Annotated in this window: 24 protein-coding genes; 11 read left to right on the top strand and 13 right to left on the bottom strand. The window is 51.7% G+C overall.

What is annotated here, in order from left to right; genetic code table 11:
• Position 1 precedes the first annotated feature (1 nt).
• From apaG to EFER_RS00540, 4 genes are read left to right on the top strand one after another with little or no spacing between them, the layout of a single operon-like run.
• Positions 2-379: a Co2+/Mg2+ efflux protein ApaG gene (gene apaG / locus EFER_RS00555; protein WP_000610901.1), complete on the top strand. Its 378-nt coding sequence runs from the start codon at positions 2-4 to the stop codon at positions 377-379.
• Between the two features lie 6 nt (positions 380-385).
• The gene (gene apaH / locus EFER_RS00550; RefSeq protein ID WP_000257193.1) at positions 386-1,234 is read left to right on the top strand and encodes a bis(5'-nucleosyl)-tetraphosphatase (symmetrical) ApaH; all 849 of its coding nucleotides are present in this window, start codon (positions 386-388) and stop codon (positions 1,232-1,234) included.
• A 24-nt stretch (positions 1,235-1,258) separates the two neighbouring features.
• The gene (locus EFER_RS00545) at positions 1,259-1,858 is read left to right on the top strand and encodes a DUF4291 domain-containing protein (RefSeq protein ID WP_000796360.1); all 600 of its coding nucleotides are present in this window, start codon (positions 1,259-1,261) and stop codon (positions 1,856-1,858) included.
• 35 nt (positions 1,859-1,893) lie between these two features.
• A complete protein-coding gene (locus EFER_RS00540) occupies positions 1,894-2,343 on the top strand; it encodes a hypothetical protein (protein ID WP_001248957.1) in 450 nt (149 codons plus the stop codon).
• A 116-nt stretch (positions 2,344-2,459) separates the two neighbouring features.
• On the opposite strand, the gene EFER_RS00535 is transcribed toward EFER_RS00540, so the two are convergent.
• The 9 genes from EFER_RS00535 to EFER_RS00495 form a co-directional block, all read right to left on the bottom strand.
• Positions 2,460-2,597: a type II toxin-antitoxin system CcdA family antitoxin gene (locus tag EFER_RS00535; RefSeq protein WP_075210438.1), complete on the bottom strand. Its 138-nt coding sequence runs from the start codon at positions 2,595-2,597 to the stop codon at positions 2,460-2,462.
• A gap of 62 nt (positions 2,598-2,659) precedes the next feature.
• Positions 2,660-3,139 carry a type 3 dihydrofolate reductase gene (folA, locus tag EFER_RS00530; RefSeq protein ID WP_000624375.1) on the bottom strand — a complete coding sequence of 160 codons (480 nt, stop codon included), beginning with the start codon at positions 3,137-3,139 and terminating at the stop codon, positions 2,660-2,662.
• Positions 3,140-3,331: 192 nt separating this feature from the next.
• Positions 3,332-5,194, bottom strand: a complete 1,863-nt coding sequence (gene kefC / locus EFER_RS00525) for a glutathione-regulated potassium-efflux system protein KefC (RefSeq protein ID WP_000377102.1) — start codon at positions 5,192-5,194, stop codon at positions 3,332-3,334.
• Positions 5,187-5,717 (bottom strand): glutathione-regulated potassium-efflux system oxidoreductase KefF, encoded by a 531-nt coding sequence (gene kefF / locus EFER_RS00520; RefSeq protein WP_000600701.1) that lies wholly within the window; start codon positions 5,715-5,717, stop codon positions 5,187-5,189. Before kefF ends, kefC begins: the two co-directional genes overlap by 8 nt.
• 107 nt (positions 5,718-5,824) lie before the next feature.
• Positions 5,825-7,156, bottom strand: a complete 1,332-nt coding sequence (locus EFER_RS00515) for an MFS transporter (protein ID WP_001183184.1) — start codon at positions 7,154-7,156, stop codon at positions 5,825-5,827.
• 58 nt (positions 7,157-7,214) lie between these two features.
• Positions 7,215-7,502, bottom strand: a complete 288-nt coding sequence (gene fixX / locus EFER_RS00510; protein WP_000203743.1) for a ferredoxin-like protein FixX — start codon at positions 7,500-7,502, stop codon at positions 7,215-7,217.
• Complete coding sequence (locus EFER_RS00505) at positions 7,499-8,785, bottom strand: FAD-dependent oxidoreductase (RefSeq protein WP_001287742.1); 1,287 nt, start codon at positions 8,783-8,785, stop codon at positions 7,499-7,501. The genes fixX and EFER_RS00505 overlap by 4 nt, the downstream gene beginning before the upstream one ends.
• A 50-nt stretch (positions 8,786-8,835) precedes the next feature.
• A complete protein-coding gene (locus EFER_RS00500; protein ID WP_001091488.1) occupies positions 8,836-9,777 on the bottom strand; it encodes an electron transfer flavoprotein subunit alpha/FixB family protein in 942 nt (313 codons plus the stop codon).
• A gap of 14 nt (positions 9,778-9,791) precedes the next feature.
• Positions 9,792-10,562 (bottom strand): electron transfer flavoprotein, encoded by a 771-nt coding sequence (locus tag EFER_RS00495; protein WP_000692220.1) that lies wholly within the window; start codon positions 10,560-10,562, stop codon positions 9,792-9,794.
• Positions 10,563-11,034: 472 nt separating this feature from the next.
• On the opposite strand from EFER_RS00495, the gene caiT reads away from it, so the two are divergent.
• The 6 genes from caiT (at position 11,035) to caiE (ending at position 18,127) form a co-directional block, all read left to right on the top strand.
• A complete protein-coding gene (caiT, locus tag EFER_RS00490; protein WP_000159542.1) occupies positions 11,035-12,549 on the top strand; it encodes an L-carnitine/gamma-butyrobetaine antiporter in 1,515 nt (504 codons plus the stop codon).
• Positions 12,550-12,579: 30 nt separating this feature from the next.
• Positions 12,580-13,722 carry a crotonobetainyl-CoA dehydrogenase gene (gene caiA / locus EFER_RS00485; protein ID WP_000347117.1) on the top strand — a complete coding sequence of 381 codons (1,143 nt, stop codon included), beginning with the start codon at positions 12,580-12,582 and terminating at the stop codon, positions 13,720-13,722.
• A gap of 70 nt (positions 13,723-13,792) precedes the next feature.
• On the top strand, positions 13,793-15,010 hold the full coding sequence (gene caiB / locus EFER_RS00480; protein WP_000349959.1) for an L-carnitine CoA-transferase: 1,218 nt from the start codon (positions 13,793-13,795) through the stop codon (positions 15,008-15,010).
• Between the two features lie 72 nt (positions 15,011-15,082).
• On the top strand, positions 15,083-16,636 hold the full coding sequence (gene caiC, locus EFER_RS00475; protein ID WP_024256367.1) for a crotonobetaine/carnitine-CoA ligase: 1,554 nt from the start codon (positions 15,083-15,085) through the stop codon (positions 16,634-16,636).
• Between the two features lie 109 nt (positions 16,637-16,745).
• Positions 16,746-17,531, top strand: coding sequence for a crotonobetainyl-CoA hydratase (caiD, locus tag EFER_RS00470; protein WP_000004398.1), 786 nt, complete (start codon positions 16,746-16,748; stop codon positions 17,529-17,531).
• Positions 17,532-17,536: 5 nt separating this feature from the next.
• Complete coding sequence (gene caiE / locus EFER_RS00465; RefSeq protein ID WP_012599857.1) at positions 17,537-18,127, top strand: carnitine operon protein CaiE; 591 nt, start codon at positions 17,537-17,539, stop codon at positions 18,125-18,127.
• Positions 18,128-18,212: 85 nt separating this feature from the next.
• Here the strand turns inward: caiE and caiF are convergent, their stop codons facing one another.
• The 3 genes from caiF to carA all read right to left on the bottom strand — a co-directional run bounded on the left by caiF (position 18,213) and on the right by carA (position 23,256).
• Positions 18,213-18,608 carry a carnitine metabolism transcriptional regulator CaiF gene (caiF, locus tag EFER_RS00460; RefSeq protein WP_000333113.1) on the bottom strand — a complete coding sequence of 132 codons (396 nt, stop codon included), beginning with the start codon at positions 18,606-18,608 and terminating at the stop codon, positions 18,213-18,215.
• Positions 18,609-18,868: 260 nt separating this feature from the next.
• Positions 18,869-22,090, bottom strand: a complete 3,222-nt coding sequence (gene carB / locus EFER_RS00455; protein ID WP_001126399.1) for a carbamoyl-phosphate synthase large subunit — start codon at positions 22,088-22,090, stop codon at positions 18,869-18,871.
• Between the two features lie 17 nt (positions 22,091-22,107).
• Positions 22,108-23,256 (bottom strand): glutamine-hydrolyzing carbamoyl-phosphate synthase small subunit, encoded by a 1,149-nt coding sequence (gene carA / locus EFER_RS00450; protein ID WP_012599856.1) that lies wholly within the window; start codon positions 23,254-23,256, stop codon positions 22,108-22,110.
• A 117-nt stretch (positions 23,257-23,373) separates the two neighbouring features.
• Between carA and EFER_RS22595 the strand changes: the two genes are divergently transcribed.
• On the top strand, positions 23,374-23,685 hold the full coding sequence (locus EFER_RS22595; protein ID WP_000501022.1) for a hypothetical protein: 312 nt from the start codon (positions 23,374-23,376) through the stop codon (positions 23,683-23,685).
• 25 nt (positions 23,686-23,710) lie between these two features.
• On the opposite strand, the gene dapB is transcribed toward EFER_RS22595, so the two are convergent.
• Complete coding sequence (dapB, locus tag EFER_RS00440) at positions 23,711-24,532, bottom strand: 4-hydroxy-tetrahydrodipicolinate reductase (protein ID WP_000543619.1); 822 nt, start codon at positions 24,530-24,532, stop codon at positions 23,711-23,713.
• Positions 24,533-24,656 lie beyond the last annotated feature (124 nt).

Below are 24,656 nucleotides of genomic sequence, written 5' to 3'. Positions count from 1 at the left end.
GATGATCAATTCGCCCCGAGTGTGTATTCAGGTTCAAAGCGTCTACATTGAGGCACAATCTTCACCTGATAATGAACGTTACGTTTTTGCTTATACCGTAACCATACGCAATCTGGGGCGAGCGCCAGTGCAGTTGTTGGGGCGTTACTGGCTGATCACCAATGGCAATGGCCGTGAAACCGAAGTCCAGGGCGAAGGAGTGGTTGGCGTTCAGCCACTTATCGCGCCTGGCGAAGAGTACCAGTACACCAGCGGTGCAATCATTGAAACCCCGCTGGGCACCATGCAGGGTCACTACGAAATGATCGATGAAAATGGCGTCCCCTTCAGCATCGACATTCCCGTATTCCGACTCGCCGTTCCCACACTCATTCATTAAAAGAATATGGCGACATACCTAATTGGCGACGTTCATGGTTGTTACGATGAACTGATCGCATTGCTGCATAAAGTAGAATTTACCCCTGGGAAAGATACCCTCTGGCTGACAGGCGATCTGGTTGCGCGCGGCCCTGGTTCGCTGGATGTTCTGCGCTATGTGAAATCCTTAGGCGACAGCGTACGTCTGGTGCTGGGCAATCACGATCTGCATCTGCTGGCGGTATTCGCCGGGATCAGCCGCAATAAACCGAAAGATCGCCTGACACCGCTGCTGGAAGCGCCGGATGCCGACGAGCTGCTTAACTGGCTGCGTCGCCAGCCTTTGCTGCAAATCGACGAAGAGAAAAAGCTGGTAATGGCCCACGCAGGGATCACGCCGCAGTGGGATCTGCAGACCGCCAAAGAGTGCGCACGCGATGTAGAAGCGGTGCTGTCGAGTGACTCCTATCCCTTCTTCCTGGATGCCATGTACGGCGATATGCCAAATAACTGGTCACCGGAATTGCGGGGGCTGGGAAGACTGCGGTTTATCACCAACGCCTTTACCCGTATGCGTTTTTGCTTTCCAAACGGTCAACTGGATATGTACAGCAAAGAATCGCCGGAAGAAGCCCCTGCCCCACTGAAACCGTGGTTTGCGATTCCTGGCCCTGTCGCTGAAGAGTACAGCATCGCCTTTGGTCACTGGGCATCGCTGGAGGGCAAAGGTACGCCGGAAGGTATTTACGCGCTGGATACTGGCTGCTGTTGGGGCGGGACATTAACCTGCCTGCGCTGGGAAGATAAACAGTATTTTGTCCAGCCGTCGAACCGGCATAAGGATTTGGGTGAGGGAGAGGCGGTCGCGTCTTAACGCTTTACCATTCAGGGAGGAATAATGGCTGACTATTTTGAAATACGTGCTGATTACAATCAGCACACCATCACGGTTTATCAGGCTTACAATGATGCAATCGCTGACGTCGCCGTACGTGACGGGCGATTTGGCGCACCTTTTTCATTCAACCGCATGACCTGGATTAAACCCTCTTTTATGTGGATGATGGAGCGTAGCAACTGGGGACTGAAAAAAGATCAACAACGCATTCTCGCAATCCGAATCAAACGCACCTTCTTTGATACATTGCTGGAACAAGCGGTGCTAACCACGCCGGAAGCCCATGTCTATCCACATGCAGGAGTTTGGGAAACGTTATTTGCGCAAGCAAATGTATATGTTCAGTGGGACCCAGAACGCAGCATAAATGGCAAAAAACTGGAGCACCGATCATTACAGCTTGGTATTTCTCGTAACTTGATCAGTCAATTTAACGAAGACGCCATTGTTGCCATTGATGATCTGACGCCGCTGGTGCGAAAGTGTCATAACCTTTTGATAAACGGTAAAACAACACAGGCGAAATCCTTCCTGCCGCCAGAAAAAATTTATCCTGTTAGTGCAGCTGCAAGAAAGGCTTTGGGAATGAAAAATTCCTGAGACAAATACGCGCCTATTAAGCGGAAAATATCTAAGTGCGACAAATCAACGCCGGGCTTAATACCAGAGAAATTATTCTGGAAATGATTGACGAAGCAGATGAACCCCCGTTTGCTGAGCAGCGAACCTGGCATCGCAGGCGAATCGCTTTTCTTTGTGATTGCATCAGCGTTGCTGTCGACTACGGCTTCTTCTGTTCTGTCTCTCAGCAGTCAATAATGAACATAACCAGGATGGCTGAAGATGTATGGATAACAGAAAGTAAAACGACCCAACTCATTGATATCTGGCAGCAACTTAAGCAGCTTTATCCGCCAGAAACTATTCCCTACACCCAGCAGTTACCCGCTAAAGAATTGCTTGAACTGCTACTTTCCAGTCCTGACGATCTTCGAATAATTGAAATCCCTGACATCATCGGTGATGTTTTTGATGACCAAACCTGGATTCGATTATTCAAAAAACACTTTGCTGATGTTATCTAACTACGATGTGATGTGTAACAATCTAAAATACATCGCCAGACGACAGACCAAAAAGAAAGTATTTAGCAGATACTCAACATTCTGACTTCTGTACAGAAATAGCAGAGTTTAAAAACTTAAAATTTCCGGTACTCATCAGAGAAACATCCTGTTTCTTCTGCAAGTTCATTTAATGCCGAGATTGCATCCTCGTTTACTTCAGTCCACTGTAGAGTGGCTTGAGGGTTTAGACCTACGCAATGAGCGCGACTCACAAAATCGCGCTCACTGGTAAAATCAGACGTCTTATCGTTCAATTTGTAGTCATAGCAAAAACTTACCGCCGCTCCAGAATCTCAAAGCAATAGCTATGAGAGTTCTGCGCATCAGCGTCGTGGAATTCGCTGAATACCGATTCCCAGTCATCCGGCTCGTAATCCGGGAAATGGGTGTCGCCTTCCACTTCTGCGTCGATATGCGTCAGATACAGTTTTTGCGCTTTGGGCAGGAACTGCTCATAAACGCGACCACCGCCAATCACCATGATTTCTGGTACGTCACCACACGCCGCGATGGCTTCATCCACCGATTTAACCCACGTTACGCGATCATCCGTACCCGGTTGACTGCTGAGGATAATATTTTTGCGTCCTGGCAGCGGACGACCGATGGATTCCCAGGTATGGCGGCCCATAATCACGGGTTTATTTAAGGTGTTGCGCTTAAACCAGGCGAGATCGGCAGGCAGGTTCCACGGCATGGCGTTTTCCATGCCGATAACGCGATCTACCGCTAACGCCGCAATCAGACTAATCATTGATTTATCCTGGATATAAAAAATTGTCGCCACTATACGTAAAGCGTAAACCTTCGTCGACTGGCGCAAGGATGATGTTGAGGAAAATTTTACGTTCTGCTGGCGAGTCCACGCTCTCTTCCTGGACTCGCCGCATTACAATGAAACAAAAACAATCAGTTAGCTGTAAAGTGTGATTTACGTCACTCTTTATTAGGATGAGGGTTTCGTTTCCGGTTCATCCGCCATGTTGCCGGTATGTTTACCTTCTTCGGTGCCCTGCCAGCCATGTCGTTGAATTAATGACAGATGTTCGCGGTCTTCGGTAATGATCTCACTTAACATCGCACTGGTGCGTTTATAGACCGCTGCGCGGGCTTTGGTGTCGTTCTCAACTACTGCCATCTCTTCCACCATCTGAATATTAAAACGGCGGAATACATCTGCACGCTCCCGCGCTTCATACGGCCCCAGACCTAAACTTTCCAGCGCCAGACGCCCGGTTTTCAGTGCCCCTTCAAAGGTTTCACGCTCTGGCTTTTCAACGCCTGCCTGACGCAAACGAATGTAGTGGTCAACATCGCGGGCGCGGGCAATAATCTGCAAATGCGGGAAATGTTCTTTCACCATCTCCGTCAGTTGCAGGTTGGTTTGCGGATCGTCGATGGCGTTAATCAGCACTTCCGCTTTCGCCGCTCCCGCAGATTCCAGTAAATCCATCCGCGTGGCATCGCCGTAAAACACTTTCATGCCGAATTTTCGCAGCGTTTCGATATGGTCCGGATCGTGATCGAGTACCACCATTTTCACCCCGCTGGAGAGCAGTAAACGTCCGGTAATCTGTCCATAACGACCGAATCCAGCAATGATCACCCGCGGCTGTTCTTCATCAATCTCATCGGCTTCACGCGCTTGTTCGGTAGAAGATTGCTCAAGGCGATTGAGGATCACCAGCAGAATCGGCGTTGCCGCCATCGACAGCGCCACCGCCAGGGTCAGCGACTTCGCCCACTCCGGCTCCAGCACATTCGCCATTTGCGCCGCGCCAAATACCACAAAGGCAAACTCACTGCCCTGCCCTAACAGCACCGCAAACCAGCGACGCTGTTTATTCGGCACCTGCAACGGTCGGGCAATCAGCCACAGCATAGCGATTTTGATGATGAGGAAACCGAGCAGCAAAATGACAATGCGCAACGGATTTTCAAGCAGCGTGCCAAAGTCTATCGACATGCCAACACCGATGAAAAACAGCCCCAACAGCAAACCTTTAAATGGCTCGATATCGCTCTCCAGCGCATGACGGTATTCCGAGCTTGCCAGCAGTACGCCCGCCAGAAACGCCCCCATCGCCATCGACAAGCCGACCTCTTCCAGCAGCAAACCAAAGCCAAACACGAGGAATAACGCCACGGCACTAAACACTTCCCGCAAGCCAGAGCGGGCAACAAAACGCAGCGCCGGACGCGTGACATAGCGCCCCAGCAGTACCACCAGCACCAGTGCACCCGCCACTTTTAACGCCGAGAGAGCAAATGCGCCCATCGTCGTCGAGGCACTGCTCGCCGCCAGTAGCGGGATCATCGCTACCAGCGGGATCGCGGCGATATCCTGGAACAGCAGCACCGCAAAGGCGCTACGGCCCATTTGTGTCACCATCAGGTTGCGTTCATTCATCGCCTGCATGGCAATTGCCGTTGATGAGAGCGCCAGTGTCATGCCGATCAGTTCCGCTACCTGCCAGCGCAGACCAAGGAACATGCAGAACAGCCCCAGCAGGCCACCGCAAATCACCATCTGCAGCGCACCACCACCAAACACTGCCGCACGCAACTTCCACAGCCTTTGTGGATCGAGTTCGAGGCCGATGATAAACAGCATCAGCACCACGCCAATCTCGGCAAAGTGGAGGATAGATTCGGCATCGGTCACCAGTCGCAGCCCCCACGGGCCAATAATGCAGCCCGCGATCAGGTAGCCAAGAACCGAGCCAAGCCCAAGACGCACCGCAATAGGTACAATCAGCGCCGCCGAACCGAGATAAATCAGCGCCTGAATCAGCGTATGGCTATCCATGATATGCCTCCTGCCATTCCAGCAGACGTTGCTTATAATGACGCGCCTGCCCTTCGAGGGTTTCGTCGTCACAAATAAAGGTGCAGTGCATAGCAAACGGTGGCAGCCAGTTCAGCCCGCAGTAGATTGCCGTCGCCTGTAGCGGCTGCGACAGCACATCAAAGCCCGGATGCGCGCCAATCTCAAAATGACTTTCCCCGCCGCCGGTCGTCACCGCCCACAGCAAATGTTTACCATGCAGTGCCGTGCCGCCGTGACCGTAAGCCCAGCCGTGCGAGAAAACTTTATCGATCCAAAGTTTGAGGAGCGGTGGAATGCTGTACCACTGCATCGGGTGCTGCCAGACGATCAGGTCGGCGCGAGACAACGCCTCCTGCTCGGCAGCAATATCGATATTGAAGTCAGGATAGAGTTGATAAAGAGAGCGAACTTCGACGCCTTCCAGCGTCCTTGCGTGTTCAAGCATCCGTTTATTCGCATGAGAATGATGCGGATACGGATGCGCATAAATTATGAGGATCATAGTTAACTCGCGTGTTTACGCCTTTGTTTTCCCACAAAGTGTAGTCACATATTCACGCAGCTAATAGTCAATAATATTGATTCAAAAAAGGCAGAAATCTGAATAAATTACCCCATTCGTTGCCTGCGAATCGTCATATTGCTGGTCTGGGCCAGCGACATCCCCCGTGTCTCTGGCGCAAACGCAATGGAAATCAACAAACCAAACAGCGAGATACCTGCTCCCATCAGCATCGTGTTACTGATGCCGTAATTATTGATAAAGATCGGCAGCGCCCAGGTTGAAACAATGGTGCCAATACGGCTTAAGGACATAATAACGCCCACAGCAGAGGCGCGGATATCCGTCGGGAAGAGTTCATTAGGATAGAGCCACTGCAAATTACCCGGCCCACCAGAGAAAAAGGCATACACCGCAAATGCCATCACTACCAGCCAGATCCCCATATCCGGGATCAGCCCCAAAACCGCCAACGCCAGCGTCATCATGGCAAAGCTGCCAATCAACAACGGACGCCGTCCGGCAGTGTTTAGCCACAGCATCGGCGGAATACAGCCGAGCATAAAGAACAGGCTAATCACCACGTTCCCCAGCGCCGCGTTTTTGCCAACCCCCAATCCCAACAAACCAACAATTTGCGGGCCAAAGGTGTAAATAGCGAACATCGGGATCACCTGGCAGGTCCAGATGGCGGCAACAAACAGAACAAAAGGAAAATGGCGGCGATTAAACAGATCGCGAAAACGGGCTTGCTGCGGCGGCTCTTCGTCGAAAGCCACCGGCTCACCAAACAGTTTGATCATCATCTCTTCGCACTCTTTCACTCGCCCCTTGCGTAATAACCAGCGGGGAGATTCTGGCAGTTCGAATCGACCAATCAAAATCAACAAACAGGGGATCGCCGCGCTACCCAGCATCCAGCGCCAGCCGCCTTCCACATCATAAAGCCAGTAGCCGACCAGATCGGCACAGGTCGCGCCGACATACCACATAGCGGCGATAAAGCTGATGGAAAACGCCCGCTGACGGGTGCTGGAGAACTCGGTGATCATCGAAGTCGCGATGGGATAATCCGCACCGATGACAATGCCGATGAGTACCCGCATCACCAGTAGTTCGATGGGGGATGAGACAAACATCGTTGCTACCGATATCACACCGATGGCGATGATATCAATGAGGAACATTTTGCGCCGTCCGACCTTATCGGAGATATAGCCAAACAGCGATGTACCGACAAACAGCCCGGCGAGCGTTCCCGCCCCCAGCAAGCCAATCCAGTCTGCGTCCAGCTTCAGCGCAGGAGTCAGTTGCTCCAGCGCCACGCCAATCATTACCAGTACATAACCATCCAGAAACGGGCCACCGCTTCCCCACAGCAAAATGCGGCGGTGAATTGAGGAGAATTTGAGATCGTCAAAGTTTCTGGACGGTTGCATGGGTTATTCCTGTTTTTTTACAATGAGAGTCAGTACGGCGTTACGTATCAAACCAACATCAACCGTAACGAAACTCCACACCAAAGGTGCCGCGCGGGTATTCCCACTGTTCCAACGCCGACACCAGCCCCAGAATGCGACAGGTGCCGCACTCCAGACATCCGGCGTAATCGAAGCGCACACTGCCATCATCCTGCTTCTTATACAGACCTGCGGGGCACGCTTTCACCAGCAGCTCCAGCGCCTGTTTATCCGCGTCGGCCTTTACAACAATGTGCGGATGCTCTTCATCGACATTGAATTTATTGACGCCCAGTTTGACGTCCACATTTACGGGAGAAGTCATAAAACGGTCACTCCTTTCATGCCATCCTTGATCAGATTGATGAAGCCCACTTTCTTGCCGTGGCGGAGGATTTTCTTGCGCATCAGTTCCGGCGCGCTGCCGTCAATGGTGAACAGGTCACGCGCCACGCCCACCGCCAGTTCCGGGTAACCGCTAAACATGCGTGGGTTATCAAGGAACGCCGGTAGTTTCTGGTACATGCGCATATCGCGCAGTGGGCCACTCTCCAGATACTGACGATATTCCGCTAGTTTTTGCTTACTGAAATCGTCGCTTTTCATCGCTGAAAGCACGGTTTTTGCAGCAGCTTCCCCGGCGGCAATCGCCAGATCCATACCGCGAATAGTAAAACCGAGGTTCATACACATTCCGGCAGCATCACCGGCAATCAACACGCCGTCACCGACCAGCTCCGGCAACATGTTGATGCCGGCTTCCGGCACTACGTGAGCGGAATATTCCACCAGCTTGCCGCCTGCGATCAGCGGTGCAACGGCCGGATGCTGTTTGAAATCTTCCAGCATTTGCGGCACCGATTTTTTTGCGTCATGCAGATGATGCAGACCACAAACCAACCCCAGCGACAGAGTGTTTTCATTGGTATAAAGAAAGCCGCCGCCCATCAGGCCATCAGTAGGTGATCCCGCAAACAGGCAAGCCGCCCCCTGATTACCCTGCAACTGAAAACGGTCTTCGATAACCGACTTCGGTAACTCGATCAGTTCCTTCACGCCAACCGCCACATCCGTCGGTTTGACGCGTTTTGCCATCCCCAGCTTTTCGGCAAGGATGGAATTCACTCCGTCAGCAAGGATCACCGTTTTCGCTTCAATCACATCGCCATCGGCTTCTACACCGACGACTTTGCCATCGCGCTGTACGAGGTTATCGACACGAATCCCGGTAATTAACTGCGCACCCGCTTCTTCGGCCTGCTCCATCAGCCAGGCATCAAATTTACTGCGCAAAACGGAGTAAGAACGCTGTGATGGTGAGGTTTCGTCACCGTTGCAGTAGTCCATAGTCATCGCTGACTTTTCCGTCATAAACGCGAGTTTTTCATGGGTGATCAGGCGTTCTACGGGGGCGGATTCGGCGAAACCAGGAATAATGTGTTCCAGACTGTGGGCATAGAGACGCCCGCCGGTGACGTTCTTGGCACCTGCGGAATTGCCACGCTCGATAACTAACACTTGCGCACCTTCGCGGGCGAGCACCAGTGCGGCAACCGAACCGGCAAGCCCTGCACCGACGATGATGGCGTCAAAGATATCTTCGGACATAAGAGCTCCCTGTCAGCGGCAGGGCCAAAATGCAGCCCTGCCAGAGTGGATCAACGCGCAAAAGCTGCGGTCAGTGCCGGAAGGATCTTCACGGCGTCGCCAACAATGCCGTAATCCGCGTACTGGAAGATCGGCGCATTTTTATCTTTGTTGATGGCGAAAATGGTTTGCGATGCGTTAGCGCCAACCATGTGCTGGATCTGCCCGGAGATCCCCACCGCCAGGTACAGTTCAGGTTTCAGCATCAGGTTGGAGATACCGACATAGCGTTCGTGCTCCATCCATTTTTCGTTTTCCGCCACCGGACGAGAACAGGCCAACTCCGCACCTATCGCCTTGCAAAGCTGTTCTGCCAGCGCAATGTTTTCTTTGCTGCCAATGCCGCGACCGACGCTGACCACCAGACGGGCTTTATCCAGATCGACGCTGTTGCTCTGGCGCGCCTGCGTTGCCGTGCGGGTAATCGCCACCGCCGGAGCCTGCCACGCCACGGTGTGTGTTTCGCCAGTACGTGACGCGTCTGGCTGAGCCGCATCAAACGTGCCGCTGCTGATGGTCAGTACCGCATACGGCGTGGCAATGCGTTCTTCGCCAATCGCCAGACCGCCGTAAACCATGTGTTTCACTGTCGCTTTACCGTCCTGCACGCTAACGGCGCTGGCATCGTTAGACACCGCCGCTTTAAGGCGATAACCCAGTTTTGCCGCCAGTAATTTGCCGCGACGGGTATTCGGCAACAGCACCAGACCGTCTGCGCCGTGCTGGCGAATAGTGTCAGCCATGACACCGGCGTAATCTTCGATCATCCGATCGTCCGGTTTGCCGCTTAATTTCCAGACATGATTAGCGCCAAACTGGATTGCCAGTGCGCCGTCGGCATCATTGAGGACAAATGTGTTGATTTGATTAGCTAAAGCCTGCGCACCGTTCATCAGTTCCGGCAGACGAGAAGGGGTATCGCTGAATACCCAGACTTGAGAAAACGTGTTCATAGCATCCCCTGTAATTAAATGACTTTGCGAAGATTTTCAGCAAATGCGGCGATCTGTTCTTCGCCGTCGCCTTCAATCACGATGCGCTGACGCTCGCGCTGTTTCGGTGCGGCAACCTGTTGTTCAGACCAGGCTTCCACGGCGTTAAAGCCAATATCCGCCGCCGACCATACCTGGACTGGCTTTTTCGCCGCGCCGAGAATGGCTTTCATCGAAGGAATTTGTGGGGAGTTGATATCAGTGGAAACAGCAACAACCGCAGGCAACGGAATGCTTAACGTTTCTGTTTCATCTTCCAGTTCGCGTTCAACGGTGAGGGTATCTGTCGTCAGGGAAATAATTTTGCTGACACCGTTAACGACTGGAATATCGAGGATTTCGCCCACCAGCAAACCAACCTGTTGGGCATAAAGGTCGGAAGAACCATCGCCGCAGAGGATCAGATCAAACCCTGCTTTCTGGGCGGCTGCAGCCAGTGCAGTCGCCGTTTGTTGCGGCAGTGCCTGCTCGAACTGGTCATCAATCACCACAATCAGTTCATCCGGACCGCGTGATAGCACATCTTTACGCCCTTTGGCGTTGGTCAGGGCTTTACCGCCCACACTTAAGGCCGTCACCTGCGCTTCTGCCGCCTGCTGTTTTAACTGACAAGCCGCTTCAATAGCGTTGAGATCGTATTGGCTTATTTTGGCATCGGCTTTACTGAAGTCTAATGAACCATCAGCATTATTGACCGCAATATCCTGTTCATCAGGCACGCACTTATAGCAAGTAATAATCTTCATTGCATCTCCAGAAATCATGAAGGAAACGTCGTTCATATCGGTGGTGTTAATTACAGATATCACGTCCTTTAATTCGGGAATAAAACTTTAATCACCAATATTGAAAATGTCACACGCAGATAAATCCAACTTTCAATATTGTTAAGCTCCTCACCAATATTGAAAACGTGGCGTAGCAAAAAGAAATTTTCAATATTGTTTTATGGATCACCAATATTGAAAGTCAGATGCTATTTTTTCACTCACAATCAAACACATCTTATTGATTAATAATTAATATTTGCACAAAGACACCCTGTTTTTACTCGATAAAAAACCGTGATTTACATCACAGAATGCAACCCATTGAATACCCATTATGAGTTAGCCATTAACGCGTCCACGAGGTTAATAATAATTATATTAAATGTTAACAAAAATAAAACAAACGGGAACGCCAAATAAATATTTATTTTTACAGTGGAATTAACTCATGACAAAAGAAAAGAAAAAAACGGGAATAGAACCGAAGGTGTTCTTTCCGCCATTAATAATCGTTGGCATACTTTGTTGGCTTACAGTCAGAGATCTGGATGCGGCGAATGTCGTTATTAATGCTGTATTCAGTTACGTCACCAATGTATGGGGATGGGCATTTGAATGGTATATGGTGGTAATGCTTTTCGGCTGGTTCTGGCTGGTATTCGGCCCGTATGCCAAAAAGCGTTTAGGTAACGAACCGCCCGAGTTCAGTACCGCCAGTTGGATCTTTATGATGTTCGCCTCCTGTACCTCTGCCGCAGTACTGTTCTGGGGGTCAATTGAGATCTACTACTACATCTCCACGCCACCATTTGCTTTAGAGCCAAACTCCACTGGCGCGAAAGAGTTGGGGCTGGCCTACAGTTTGTTCCACTGGGGACCTCTACCGTGGGCCACTTACAGCTTCCTTTCCGTCGCCTTCGCGTACTTCTTCTTTGTCCGCAAAATGGATGTGATTCGCCCCAGCTCCACTCTGGTGCCGCTGGTGGGTGAAAAACATGCCAAAGGCTTGTTTGGCACTATCGTCGATAACTTCTATCTGGTAGCACTGATCTTCGCAATGGGCACCAGTCTGGGTCTTGCCACGCCGCTGGTAACCGAGTGTATGCAGTGGTTGTTTGGTATTCCGCATACCCTGCAACTGGACGCCATTATCATTACCTGCTGGATCATCCTCAACGCTATCTGCGTGGCCTGTGGTCTGCAAAAAGGGGTAAAAATCGCCAGCGATGTGCGCAGCTATCTGAGTTTCCTGATGCTCGGCTGGGTATTTATCGTCAGCGGCGCCAGCTTCATCATGAACTACTTCACCGACTCGGTGGGGATGTTGCTGATGTATCTGCCGCGCATGTTGTTCTATACCGATGCCGTTGGCAAAGGCGGCTTCCCGCAGGGCTGGACCGTATTCTACTGGGCATGGTGGGTAATTTACGCTATCCAGATGAGTATCTTCCTTGCCCGCATCTCCCGTGGTCGTACCGTGCGTGAACTGTGCTTCGGTATGGTGATGGGGCTGACAGCATCCACCTGGATCCTGTGGACTGTACTCGGCAGTAACACTCTGCTGTTGATGGATAAAAACATCATCAACATTCCAAATCTGATCGAACAGTACGGTGTCGCGCGCGCCATCATCGAAACCTGGGCCGCTCTGCCGCTCAGCACTGCCACCATGTGGGGCTTCTTCATTCTCTGCTTTATTGCCACCGTTACCCTGATTAATGCCTGCTCTTACACCCTGGCGATGTCCACCTGCCGCGAAGTGCGCGACGGCGAAGAACCACCGCTGCTGGTGCGTATCGGCTGGTCAATTCTGGTCGGCATTATCGGCATCGTTCTGTTGGCGCTCGGCGGCCTGAAACCGATTCAAACCGCCATTATCGCCGGAGGATGCCCGCTGTTCTTCGTCAATATTATGGTGACGCTCTCCTTTATAAAAGACGCGAAACAGAACTGGAAAGATTAATTAACCCACAAAATATCAAGAGGTTGAAAGATGGATTTTAATTTAAATGATGAGCAGGAACTGTTTGTCGCCGGTATCCGCGAACTGATGGCCAGCGAAAACTGGGAGGCCTATTTTGCCGAGTGCGACCGTGACAGCGTCTACCCGGAACGTTTTGTCAAAGCACTGGCAGATATGGGTATCGACAGCCTGCTTATCCCGGAAGAGCACGGCGGGCTGGACGCAGGTTTTGTCACCCTCGCCGCCGTGTGGATGGAATTGGGTCGTTTGGGAGCACCAACCTACGTGCTGTACCAGTTGCCGGGTGGATTCAACACCTTCCTGCGCGAAGGCACACAAGAGCAGATCGACAAGATTATGGCGTTTCGTGGTACTGGTAAGCAGATGTGGAACTCAGCGATTACCGAACCAGGGGCTGGCTCTGACGTGGGTAGCCTGAAAACGACTTATACCCGTAGAAATGGTAAGATTTATCTTAATGGTAGTAAGTGTTTTATTACCAGCAGCGCCTACACACCGTACATCGTGGTGATGGCGCGTGACGGGGCTTCTCCGGACAAACCTGTCTACACCGAATGGTTTGTTGATATGAGCAAACCGGGCATCAAAGTGACCAAACTTGAGAAGCTCGGTCTGCGTATGGATAGCTGCTGTGAAATCACCTTTGACGATGTGGAACTGGACGAGAAAGACATGTTCGGTCGGGAAGGTAACGGCTTTAACCGCGTCAAAGAAGAGTTCGATCATGAACGTTTCCTGGTAGCTCTCACCAACTATGGTACGGCGATGTGCGCCTTTGAAGATGCGGCGCGCTACGCCAACCAGCGCGTGCAGTTTGGCGAGGCTATTGGTCGTTTCCAGTTGATTCAGGAAAAATTCGCCCACATGGCGATCAAATTAAACTCCATGAAAAACATGCTGTATGAAGCAGCGTGGAAAGCAGACAACGGCACCATCACCTCTGGCGATGCAGCGATGTGCAAATACTTCTGCGCCAATGCGGCATTTGAAGTGGTGGATAGCGCAATGCAGGTGCTGGGCGGTGTTGGGATTGCGGGCAACCACCGCATCAGCCGCTTCTGGCGTGACCTGCGTGTAGACCGCGTTTCCGGGGGATCTGACGAAATGCAGATCCTGACGCTGGGTCGTGCGGTGCTGAAGCAATACCGTTAAGTCAATGCGCAACCTGATAGGGCGCTTGTTGCGTCTTATCAGGCATAACCAAATTTTTCAGGAGCTAATAATGGATCATCTACCCATGCCGAAATTCGGGCCGCTGGCCGGATTGCGCGTTGTCTTCTCCGGTATCGAAATCGCCGGACCGTTCGCCGGGCAAATGTTCGCAGAATGGGGGGCGGAAGTTATCTGGATCGAAAACGTCGCCTGGGCCGACACCATTCGCGTTCAACCGAACTACCCGCAGCTCTCCCGCCGTAATTTGCACGCGCTGTCGTTAAATATTTTCAAAGATGAAGGCCGCGAAGCGTTTCTGAAATTAATGGAAACCACCGATATCTTCATCGAAGCCAGTAAAGGTCCGGCCTTTGCCCGTCGTGGCATTACCGATGAAGTCCTGTGGCAGCACAACCCGAAACTGGTTATCGCTCACCTGTCCGGATTTGGTCAGTACGGCACCGAGGAGTACACCAATCTTCCGGCCTATAACACCATCGCCCAGGCCTTCAGTGGTTACCTGATTCAGAACGGTGATGTTGACCAGCCAATGCCTGCCTTCCCGTATACCGCCGATTACTTTTCTGGCCTGACCGCAACCACTGCGGCGCTGGCAGCACTGCATAAAGTGCGTGAAACCAGTAAAGGCGAAAGTATCGACATCGCCATGTATGAGGTGATGCTGCGTATGGGCCAGTACTTCATGATGGATTACTTCAACGGCGGCGAAATGTGCCCGCGCATGACCAAAGGTAAAGATCCCTACTATGCCGGTTGCGGTCTGTACAAATGCGCCGACGGCTACATCGTAATGGAACTGGTAGGCATTACTCAGATTGCAGAATGTTTTAAAGATATTGGCCTCGCACATCTGCTTGGCACGCCAGAAATCCCGGAAGGCACTCAGCTTATCCACCGTATCGAATGCTCTTACGGCCCACTGGTTGAAGAGAAACTCGACGCCTGGCTGGCGGCACATACCATCGCGGAAGTAAAAGAACGCTTTGCTGAACTGAATATCGCCTGCGCCAAAGTGCTGACCGTACCGGAACTGGAAAGTAATCCACAGTATGTGGCCCGTGAATCGATCACCCAGTGGCAAACAATGGATGGTCGCACCTGCAAAGGGCCGAATGTGATGCCGAAATTCAAAAATAACCCCGGTCAAATCTGGCGCGGAATGCCATCACATGGCATGGACACAGCCGCCATTTTGAAAAATATCGGCTACAGCGAAAACGACATTCAGGAGTTGGTCAGCAAAGGTCTGGCCAAAGTTGAGGACTAAACGCGTGGCGTCAGTCGGCTTGTCTGACTAGCGCCCGCCCAATAACAAATGACTAAAATGGATAGAGGTGCAATGGATATCATTGGCGGACAACATCTACGTCAAATGTGGGACGATCTGGCTGACGTTTACGGTCATAAAACGGCGTTGATTTGTGAATCCAGCGGCGGAGTCGTTAACCGGTACAGTTATCTTGAGTTAAATCAGGAAATTAACCGCACGGCAAACCTGTTTTATACGCTGGGGATTCGCAAAGGCGACAAGGTTGCTCTACATCTCGACAACTGCCCGGAATTTATCTTTTGCTGGTTCGGGCTGGTAAAAATTGGCGCAATTATGGTGCCGATTAACGCCCGCCTGTTGCGCGAAGAAAGCGCGTGGATCCTGCAAAATAGCCAGGCGTGCCTGCTGGTGACCAGTGCGCAGTTCTATCCCATGTATCAACAGATTCAGCAGGAAGATGCCACGCAACTGCGGCACATTTGCCTGACAGATGTGGAGCTTCCCGCTGATGATGGCGTGAGTTCGTTTACTCAACTGAAAAATCAACAACCTGTAACCTTGTGCTATGCACCGCCGCTATCGACTGACGATACGGCGGAAATTCTCTTTACCTCCGGTACCACTTCCCGGCCGAAAGGGGTGGTGATTACCCATTACAACCTGCGCTTCGCCGGATATTACTCCGCCTGGCAGTGCGCACTACGTGACGATGACGTCTACCTGACAGTAATGCCTGCGTTTCATATCGATTGTCAGTGTACTGCGGCGATGGCGGCGTTTTCTGCCGGAGCCACTTTTGTGCTGGTCGAGAAATACAGCGCCCGCGCCTTCTGGGGACAGGTACAAAAGTACCGCGCCACCGTTACCGAATGCATTCCGATGATGATCCGTACCTTGATGGTGCAGCCGCCTTCTGTGAACGATCGGCAACACCATCTGCGGGAAGTGATGTTTTATCTCAACCTGTCGGAGCAGGAAAAGGACGCATTTTGTGAACGCTTTGGCGTCCGCTTGCTGACGTCTTATGGGATGACGGAAACCATTGTTGGCATTATCGGCGATCGCCCCGGCGATAAACGACGCTGGCCGTCAATTGGCCGTGCAGGATTTTGCTACGAAGCGGAGATCCGCGACGATCACAATCGTCCGCTCCCGGCTGGTGAAATCGGTGAAATCTGCATTAAAGGCGTACCAGGGAAAACCATCTTCAAAGAATATTTTCTTAACCCGCAAGCCACTGCCAGAGTCCTGGAAGCCGATGGCTGGCTGCACACTGGCGATACCGGATACCGCGACGAAGAGGGCTTTTTTTATTTCGTCGATCGCCGCTGCAATATGATTAAACGCGGTGGCGAGAATGTCTCCTGCGTGGAGTTGGAAAATATTATCGCCGCGCACCCGAAAATTCAGGACATCGTGGTTGTTGGTATTAAAGATTCGATTCGCGATGAAGCCATCAAAGCGTTTGTGGTGCTGAATGAAGGTGAAATATTGAGCGAAGAGGAATTCTTCAACTTCTGCGAACAGAATATGGCGAAATTTAAAGTGCCCTCTTATCTGGAGATCAGAAAAGATTTACCACGTAATTGCTCGGGGAAAATAATCAGAAAGGCGCTGAAATAAACACTACAGCAGGGTACTACTCTGTCTGGTAATAATCACGTTCAAAAATAATATGCATTTTTTTGCAGGGGTGTTGTCGTCCCTGAAAAAGCAAAAATGGAGAAAAGGAATGAGTGAGTCATTACATCTGACCCGCAATGGATCAATTCTGGAAATTACCCTTGATCGCCCAAAAGCGAATGCTATTGATGCAAAAACCAGCTTTGAAATGGGCGAAGTATTTCTAAATTTCCGTGACGATCCGCAATTACGTGTCGCCATTATTACCGGTGCCGGAGAGAAATTCTTTTCCGCGGGCTGGGATTTAAAAGCGGCAGCAGAAGGCGAAGCACCTGATGCTGACTTTGGCCCGGGTGGTTTTGCGGGATTAACCGAAATTTTCAATCTCGACAAACCGGTTATCGCAGCTGTGAACGGCTACGCCTTTGGCGGCGGCTTTGAACTGGCACTGGCGGCAGATTTTATTGTCTGTGCCGATAACGCCAGCTTCGCTCTGCCGGAAGCCAAACTGGGCATCGTTCCTGACAGCGGCGGCGTGCTGCGTCTGCCGAAGATCCTGCCACCTGCCATCGTCAATGAGATGGTAATGACCGGCAGAAGAATGGGCGCAGAAGAGGCGCTGCGTTGGGGGGTAGTCAACCGCGTGGTTAGTCAGGCGGAACTGATGGATAATGCCCGCGAACTGGCACAGCAACTCGTTGACAGCGCCCCGCTGGCGATCGCAGCGCTGAAAGAGATCTACCGCACCACCAGCGAAATGCCAGTAGAAGAAGCGTATCGCTATATTCGCAGCGGCGTGTTGAAACACTATCCATCGGTTCTGCATTCGGAAGATGCCATTGAAGGGCCGCTGGCGTTTGCCGAGAAGCGCGATCCGGTGTGGAAAGGACGTTAACAACCGTGGGCTATTACGCCTTTGAGAGGTTAATTCCGGTGGTTCACCCGACGGCGTTTGTCCATCCCAGTGCAGTATTGATTGGCGATGTGATTGTGGGAGCCGGTGTCTACATCGGCCCACTCGCCTCACTGCGTGGTGACTACGGGCGGTTGATCGTGCAAGCGGGAGCCAATATTCAGGATGGCTGCATTATGCATGGCTACTGCGACACTGACACCATCGTTGGGGAAAACGGCCATATCGGGCACGGAGCGATCCTGCATGGTTGTGTGATTGGTCGCGATGCATTGGTCGGGATGAACAGCGTGATTATGGATGGCGCGGTCATTGGCGAAGAGAGCATTGTTGCCGCCATGAGCTTTGTCAAAGCGGGCTTTAGCGGCGAGAAACGCCAGTTGTTGATGGGCACGCCTGCCCGCGCTGTACGCAGTGTTAGTGACGACGAATTACGCTGGAAGCACTTGAATACCAAAGAGTATCAGGATCTTGTCGGCCGCTGCCATGTAGCATTACATGAAACGCAGCCGTTGAGGCAAATGGAGGAAAATCGCCCCCGGTTGCAGGGGACGACGGATGTGGCGCCAAAACGGTGATCTTGCCGGATGCGACCTGGTTACTGGATAAGATGCTACAACATCGCATCTGGCAAGCAGGACGCCCGGTATCAACGAGACAAAATTAACGGCGCATACTCTTTGACAACATCATCTGCCACTTCTGCTCACGGTTAAGTTCAGCGAGGGGAACCGCCGGAATACGCGGCGTCTTTCTGACACCGACGACTTTTTCCCGGCTGTTATGTCGCAGGCGGGCGTAAATTTGCTCATCGATATCAACCACTTTTACCAGGCGCTGACACTGGCACCCTCGCCCCTCCAGCTTATTGGGGATCATTTTCACTTCACAGCTAATTTCAGCAACTTCACCCAAAATATAAGACAGGGTATTTATTGCCTTGCTGTGTTCAATATCAAAATGAATAGAGATCTCTCTTGCAATAATCCATCTGTTTTCTGCCATCATCCATTCGGCAATTAACAAGTAGAGTGGTTTTTCAACATATCCTTCACACATAGGAACTCCAGTTGCACTAATTAGAAATCTTGTCATGGCTTGTCTATATATTAATCAAGACCATATTAAAATTGTGGATATATTGATAGTATGCGACTTAATGATCCATATGTGTGAGCTATATCCGGATTATTAGGTTCAAATTGTGTATTAAAACCGATTCGCGAAAATTTGTACTGCGCATAAAAAAACGGCCCTCAATTGAGAACCGTTCTGATTATTTACTTAGCGGCCTATATTATTTTATTAACCGCCAGTGATTATTTTTTGATTTGCGCGTGCATTTCCTGCACCGAAATGACCTTCTCGGTCGCATCGGCATTCAACGCCATCGCGGTAGCGAAACCACCGTTCAGGGTGGTGTCATAATGCACTTTATATTGCAGCGCACTGCGACGAATCACGCGGGAGTCCTCAATCGCACGACGGCCTGAGGTGGTGTTGATGATGTAGGTATATTCGCCATTCTTGATGCGGTCCTGAATGTGCGGACGACCTTCATGCACCTTGTTCACCAGACGCGGATTGATACCCGCTTCGCCCAGCACAATCGCCGTGCCGTGGGTCGCATCCAGCTCGAAGCCCTGTTTCAGCAGTTTTGCCGCCAGGTCTACCACGCGTTCTTTATCGCCTTCGCGCACGGAAAGCAGCGCACGACCGTGTTTCTTCATGGTGGAGTTGCTGCCCAGCTGCGCTTTGGCAAACGCTTCAGCGAAGGTGCGGCCCACGCCCATAACTTCCCCGGTGGAGCGCATTTCTGGCCCTAACAGCGGGTCAACGCCGGGGAATTTGTTGAACGGCAGCACCACTTCTTTCACAGAGTAATACGGCGGGATAACTTCTTTGGTTACGCCCTGCTCAGCCAGCGATTTGCCAGCCATCACGCGCGCCGCCACTTTTGCCAGCGGTACGCCGGTGGCTTTGGAGACGAACGGAACGGTACGCGCCGCACGCGGGTTAACTTCAATCAGGTAAACTTCGTTGTTTTTAACCGCAAACTGCACGTTCATCAGGCCGCGCACCTGCAATTCGAAGGCCAGTTTCTGCACCTGCTGGCGCATCACATCCTGAATTTCCTGACTTAAGGTGTACGCTGGCAGCGAACATGCGGAGTCACCGGAGTGCACGCCCGCCTGCTCGATGTGCTCCATGATGCCGCCAATCAGCACCATTTCGCCGTCGCAGATGGCGTCCACATCCACTTCTACCGCATCATCGAGGAAGTGATCCAGCAATACTGGCGCATCGTTAGACACGCTCACCGCCGTCTGGAAGTAGCGACGCAGGTCGGCTTCGTCATAGACGATTTCCATCGCCCGACCGCCGAGAACGTAAGACGGACGTACCACCAGCGGGTAGCCAATCTCTTTCGCCTTCTCTACCGCCATTTCAATAGCGGTAACGGTGGCGTTCGCCGGTTGTTTCAGTTTCAGACGGTCAACCGCATGCTGGAAGCGTTCACGGTCTTCTGCACGGTCGATAGCATCCGGGCTGGTGCCGATAACCGGTACGCCAGCGGCTTCCAGTGCGCGCGCCAGTTTCAGCGGGGTCTGACCGCCGTACTGAACGATAACGCCTTTCGGCTTCTCAATACGCACGATTTCCAGCACATCTTCCAGAGTTACCGGCTCGAAGTAGAGGCGATCGGAAGTGTCGTAGTCAGTGGAGACGGTTTCCGGGTTACAGTTAACCATAATGGTTTCGTAACCGTCTTCGCGCAGCGCCAGTGAGGCGTGTACGCAGCAGTAGTCGAATTCGATACCCTGACCGATACGGTTCGGGCCGCCGCCGAGGACCATGATTTTGTCACGGTCAGATGGGTTGGATTCGCACTCTTCTTCATAAGTGGAGTACATATAAGCGGTGTCGGTAGCGAACTCTGCCGCACAGGTATCCACGCGCTTGTAAACCGGGTGCAGATCATACTGGTCGCGTAGCTTGCGGATTTCCGCTTCGCGCACGCCCGCGAGTTTAGCCAGACGCGCATCGGCAAAACCTTTGCGTTTCAGCTGGCGCAGGAAGTCAGCGTTCAGGCCGGTGATGCCCACTTCTGCGACTTTCTCTTCCAGACGCACCAGTTCTTCTATCTGCACCAGGAACCAGCGGTCAATGTTGGTCAGGTTAAAGACGCCGTCTACAGACAGGCCCGCACGGAAAGCATCGGCGATGTACCAGATACGCTCTGCGCCTGCGTCTTTCAGTTCGCGGCGGATTTTGGTCAGCGCTTCCGGGTCGTCCAGGCTGACTTTCGGGTCAAAACCAGTCGCACCGACTTCCAGGCCGCGCAGGGCTTTTTGCAGGGATTCCTGCTGCGTGCGACCAATCGCCATCACTTCGCCGACGGATTTCATCTGAGTGGTCAGACGATCGTTAGCACCGGCGAATTTCTCGAAGTTGAAGCGAGGAATTTTGGTCACCACGTAGTCGATAGACGGCTCGAAGGAGGCCGGAGTACGCCCGCCAGTGATGTCGTTCATCAGTTCGTCGAGGGTGTAACCAACCGCCAGTTTCGCCGCCACTTTGGCAATCGGGAAACCGGTGGCTTTCGACGCCAGCGCCGAAGAACGGGACACTCGCGGGTTCATTTCGATAACAATCAGGCGACCATTTTTCGGGTTCACCGCAAACTGGACGTTGGAACCACCGGTTTCAACGCCGATTTCACGCAGTACCGCCATCGAGGCGTTACGCATGATTTGATATTCTTTGTCGGTCAGCGTTTGGGCTGGCGCGACAGTGATGGAGTCACCGGTGTGGATGCCCATCGCATCGAAGTTTTCGATAGAGCAGACGATGATGCAGTTGTCGTTTTTATCACGCACCACTTCCATCTCGTACTCTTTCCAGCCGATCAGCGACTCATCAATCAGCAGCTCTTTGGTCGGAGAGAGATCCAGACCGCGGGCGCAAATTTCTTCAAACTCTTCGCGGTTATAAGCGATACCGCCACCGCTACCACCCATGGTAAAGGATGGGCGAATAATGCACGGGAAGCCCACTTCAGCGGCAACTGCCAGCGCTTCTTCCATGGTGTGTGCGATACCGGAACGCGCAGTTTCCAGACCGATTTTCTTCATCGCCACGTCGAAACGGCGGCGGTCTTCGGCTTTATCAATCGCATCGGCGGTAGCACCAATCATGGTGACGCCGAACTCTTCCAGCACGCCCTGACGCTCCAGCTCCAGCGCACAGTTCAGCGCTGTCTGACCGCCCATCGTTGGCAGCACCGCGTCCGGACGCTCTTTTTCAATAATCTTGCGTACCACTTCCCAGTGAATCGGCTCGATGTAGGTCGCATCAGCCATTTCCGGGTCGGTCATGATGGTCGCTGGGTTGGAGTTCACCAGAATGACGCGGTAACCCTCTTCGCGCAGGGCTTTACATGCTTGCGCGCCAGAGTAGTCAAACTCACACGCCTGACCGATAACAATCGGGCCCGCACCCAGAATCAGGATACTTTTTATATCTGTACGTTTTGGCATGGCTCTTTTACTCCTGATTACTTAGCGGTTTTACGGTACTGCTCAATTAACGCGATAAAGTGGTCGAACAACGGCGCTGCGTCGTGTGGACCAGGGCTGGCTTCCGGGTGACCCTGGAAGCTGAACGCCGGTTTATCGGTGCGATGAATGCCCTGTAACGTACCGTCGAACAGGGATTTATGTGTGACACGCAGGTTTGCAGGTAATGTTGCTTCATCCACCGCAAAACCGTGGTTCTGGGCGGTGATCATCACCACGTTTTTCTCTACATCTTTAACCGGATGGTTGCCGCCGTGGTGACCAAATTTCATTTTGATGGTCTTCGCACCGCTCGCCAGCGCCAGCAGCTGATGACCGAGGCAGATGCCGAATACCGGAATGTCGGTTTCGAGGAATTTCTGGATGGCAGTAATAGCGTAATCACACGGTGCCGGGTCACCAGGACCGTTGGAGAGGAAGATGCCGTCTGGATTCATTTTCAGCACGTCTTCCGCAGAGGTTTGCGCCGGAACGATGGTCAGGCGACAGCCTCTGTCCACCAGCATCCGCAGGATGTTGCGCTTGGCACCAAAATCATAAGCCACGACGTGGTACGGCAGCTCGTCTTCTTTCTTCGCTTCTGGCAGACCGCCGGTCAGCGTCCAGCTCCCTTGTGTCCAGCTATAGGCTTCTGCGGTGGTCACTTCTTTTGCCAGATCCATGCCGTTCAGACCTGGGAACGCGCGGGCTTTTTCTAACGCCAGCGCCGCATCCGGGTTGTCGCCCGCGATAATGCAGCCATTCTGTGCGCCTTTCTCACGCAGCAAACGCGTCAGCTTACGGGTATCGATATCAGCAATCGCCACGATGTTATGGCGTTTCAGGTAAGAAGAGAGGTCTTCGGTATTACGGAAGTTGCTGGCAATCAGCGGCAGGTCGCGAATCACCAGACCTTGAGCATGTACCTGAGAAGATTCTTCATCGGCGTCATTTGTGCCGACATTGCCAATATGGGGATAAGTAAGAGTAACGATTTGACGAGAATAGGAAGGATCAGTGAGGATTTCTTGATAACCGGTCATTGAAGTATTGAAAACGACTTCCCCAACCGCCGAACCTGTTGCCCCTATGGCCCGACCGTGAAACTGGGTTCCGTCTTCCAGAACCAATAGCGCTGACTTAATCAAAACACCCTCCAGAGAATATTCACTCACTTTATTTGCATATTAATTCACAATGATGACGTAAATCAATGCAAATCTGCTTACCGACGAATTTCTGGCAAACGGCGGCATTCTGGAGATATGGGCGCTAAAAGTCAACTTAATGGCGGGATTTTTTATATTATTTTATGGCTCATGCATGTTTTACAGGCATTAACAGGTAAAAACATCAGCAAACTCACTCTGGAAAACGCTTGCGGTAAAAGTTTAATTCATAAAATTATCAAACACGTCGAAAAAGTGGACCATTTGGTCAAAATTTACAGTTACGCAACAAAAATAGAATGGAAAACAGATATTTTTAATCAACTCACAATAAAAACACATAATAACCAGAAAAATAAAGGGCGAAACTTTATCGCCCATTTAAAATCAATATATTACAAAAAATAAAATCATAAAATTATATTGAAAACCATCATAAATAATTCAAATTAAGCACATCTTTCATATCAAAAAGTCCTTTATCTTTACCTTTCAACCACAATGCCGATCTTACCGCGCCGTTAGCAAAAGTCATGCGGCTGGAAGCCTTATGCGTAATCTCCAGGCGCTCGCCGATATCGGCAAACATGGCGGTATGTTCACCCACGATGTCTCCGGCACGTACAGTGGCAAAACCAATGGTGCCGGGCACACGTTCACCGGTATGACCTTCACGACTGTAGACCGCGCAATCTTTCAGATCTTTATCAAGAGCGTGGGCGATCGCCTCTCCCATTGCCAGGGCGGTGCCTGACGGCGCATCTACTTTATGTCGATGATGCGCTTCGATAATTTCGATATCGGTGTAGTCACCCATCACTTTCGCTGCTTTCTCCAGCAGCTTAAGCATGACATTAACGCCAACGCTAAAATTGGCGGCAAAAACAATCGCAATATCTTTGGCAGCTTCACCAATCGCCTGTTTACCTGCGTCATCAAAACCCGTGGTGCCAATCACCATCCCTTTGCCATGCTGGCGGCAAAAAGCGAGATGATTCAGCGTACCTTCCGGGCGGGTAAAATCGATAAACACATCAAAATCATCTTTTACTGCATCGAGGCTGCTTTGCACGGTAACACCTGTTTTGCCTGCTCCCGCCAGCTCACCCGCATCACTGCCTAACAATGAAGAACCTTCACGCTCCAGCGCCGCACCAAGCTGCACGCCTTCCAGTCCCAGAGCAGCCTGAATCAACTGCCGCCCCATGCGACCACCAGCCCCCGCGATGGCAACGCGGATGTTTGCATCATGCATAGTTATTCTCTCTTGTTAATTTTGCGTAAACCGTTTCAGAGTACCCAGCGTCTCGTTACGCTGCTACAGAAAAACGCGGATAATTAGAATTAAATGTAAAACAGGCAAGGTAATCAGTAAAAGA

The organism is Escherichia fergusonii ATCC 35469 (assembly GCF_000026225.1).
In the GTDB taxonomy this organism is placed as follows: Bacteria; Pseudomonadota; Gammaproteobacteria; order Enterobacterales; family Enterobacteriaceae; genus Escherichia; species Escherichia fergusonii.
This window is presented reverse-complemented; position numbering and strand designations above follow the sequence as displayed.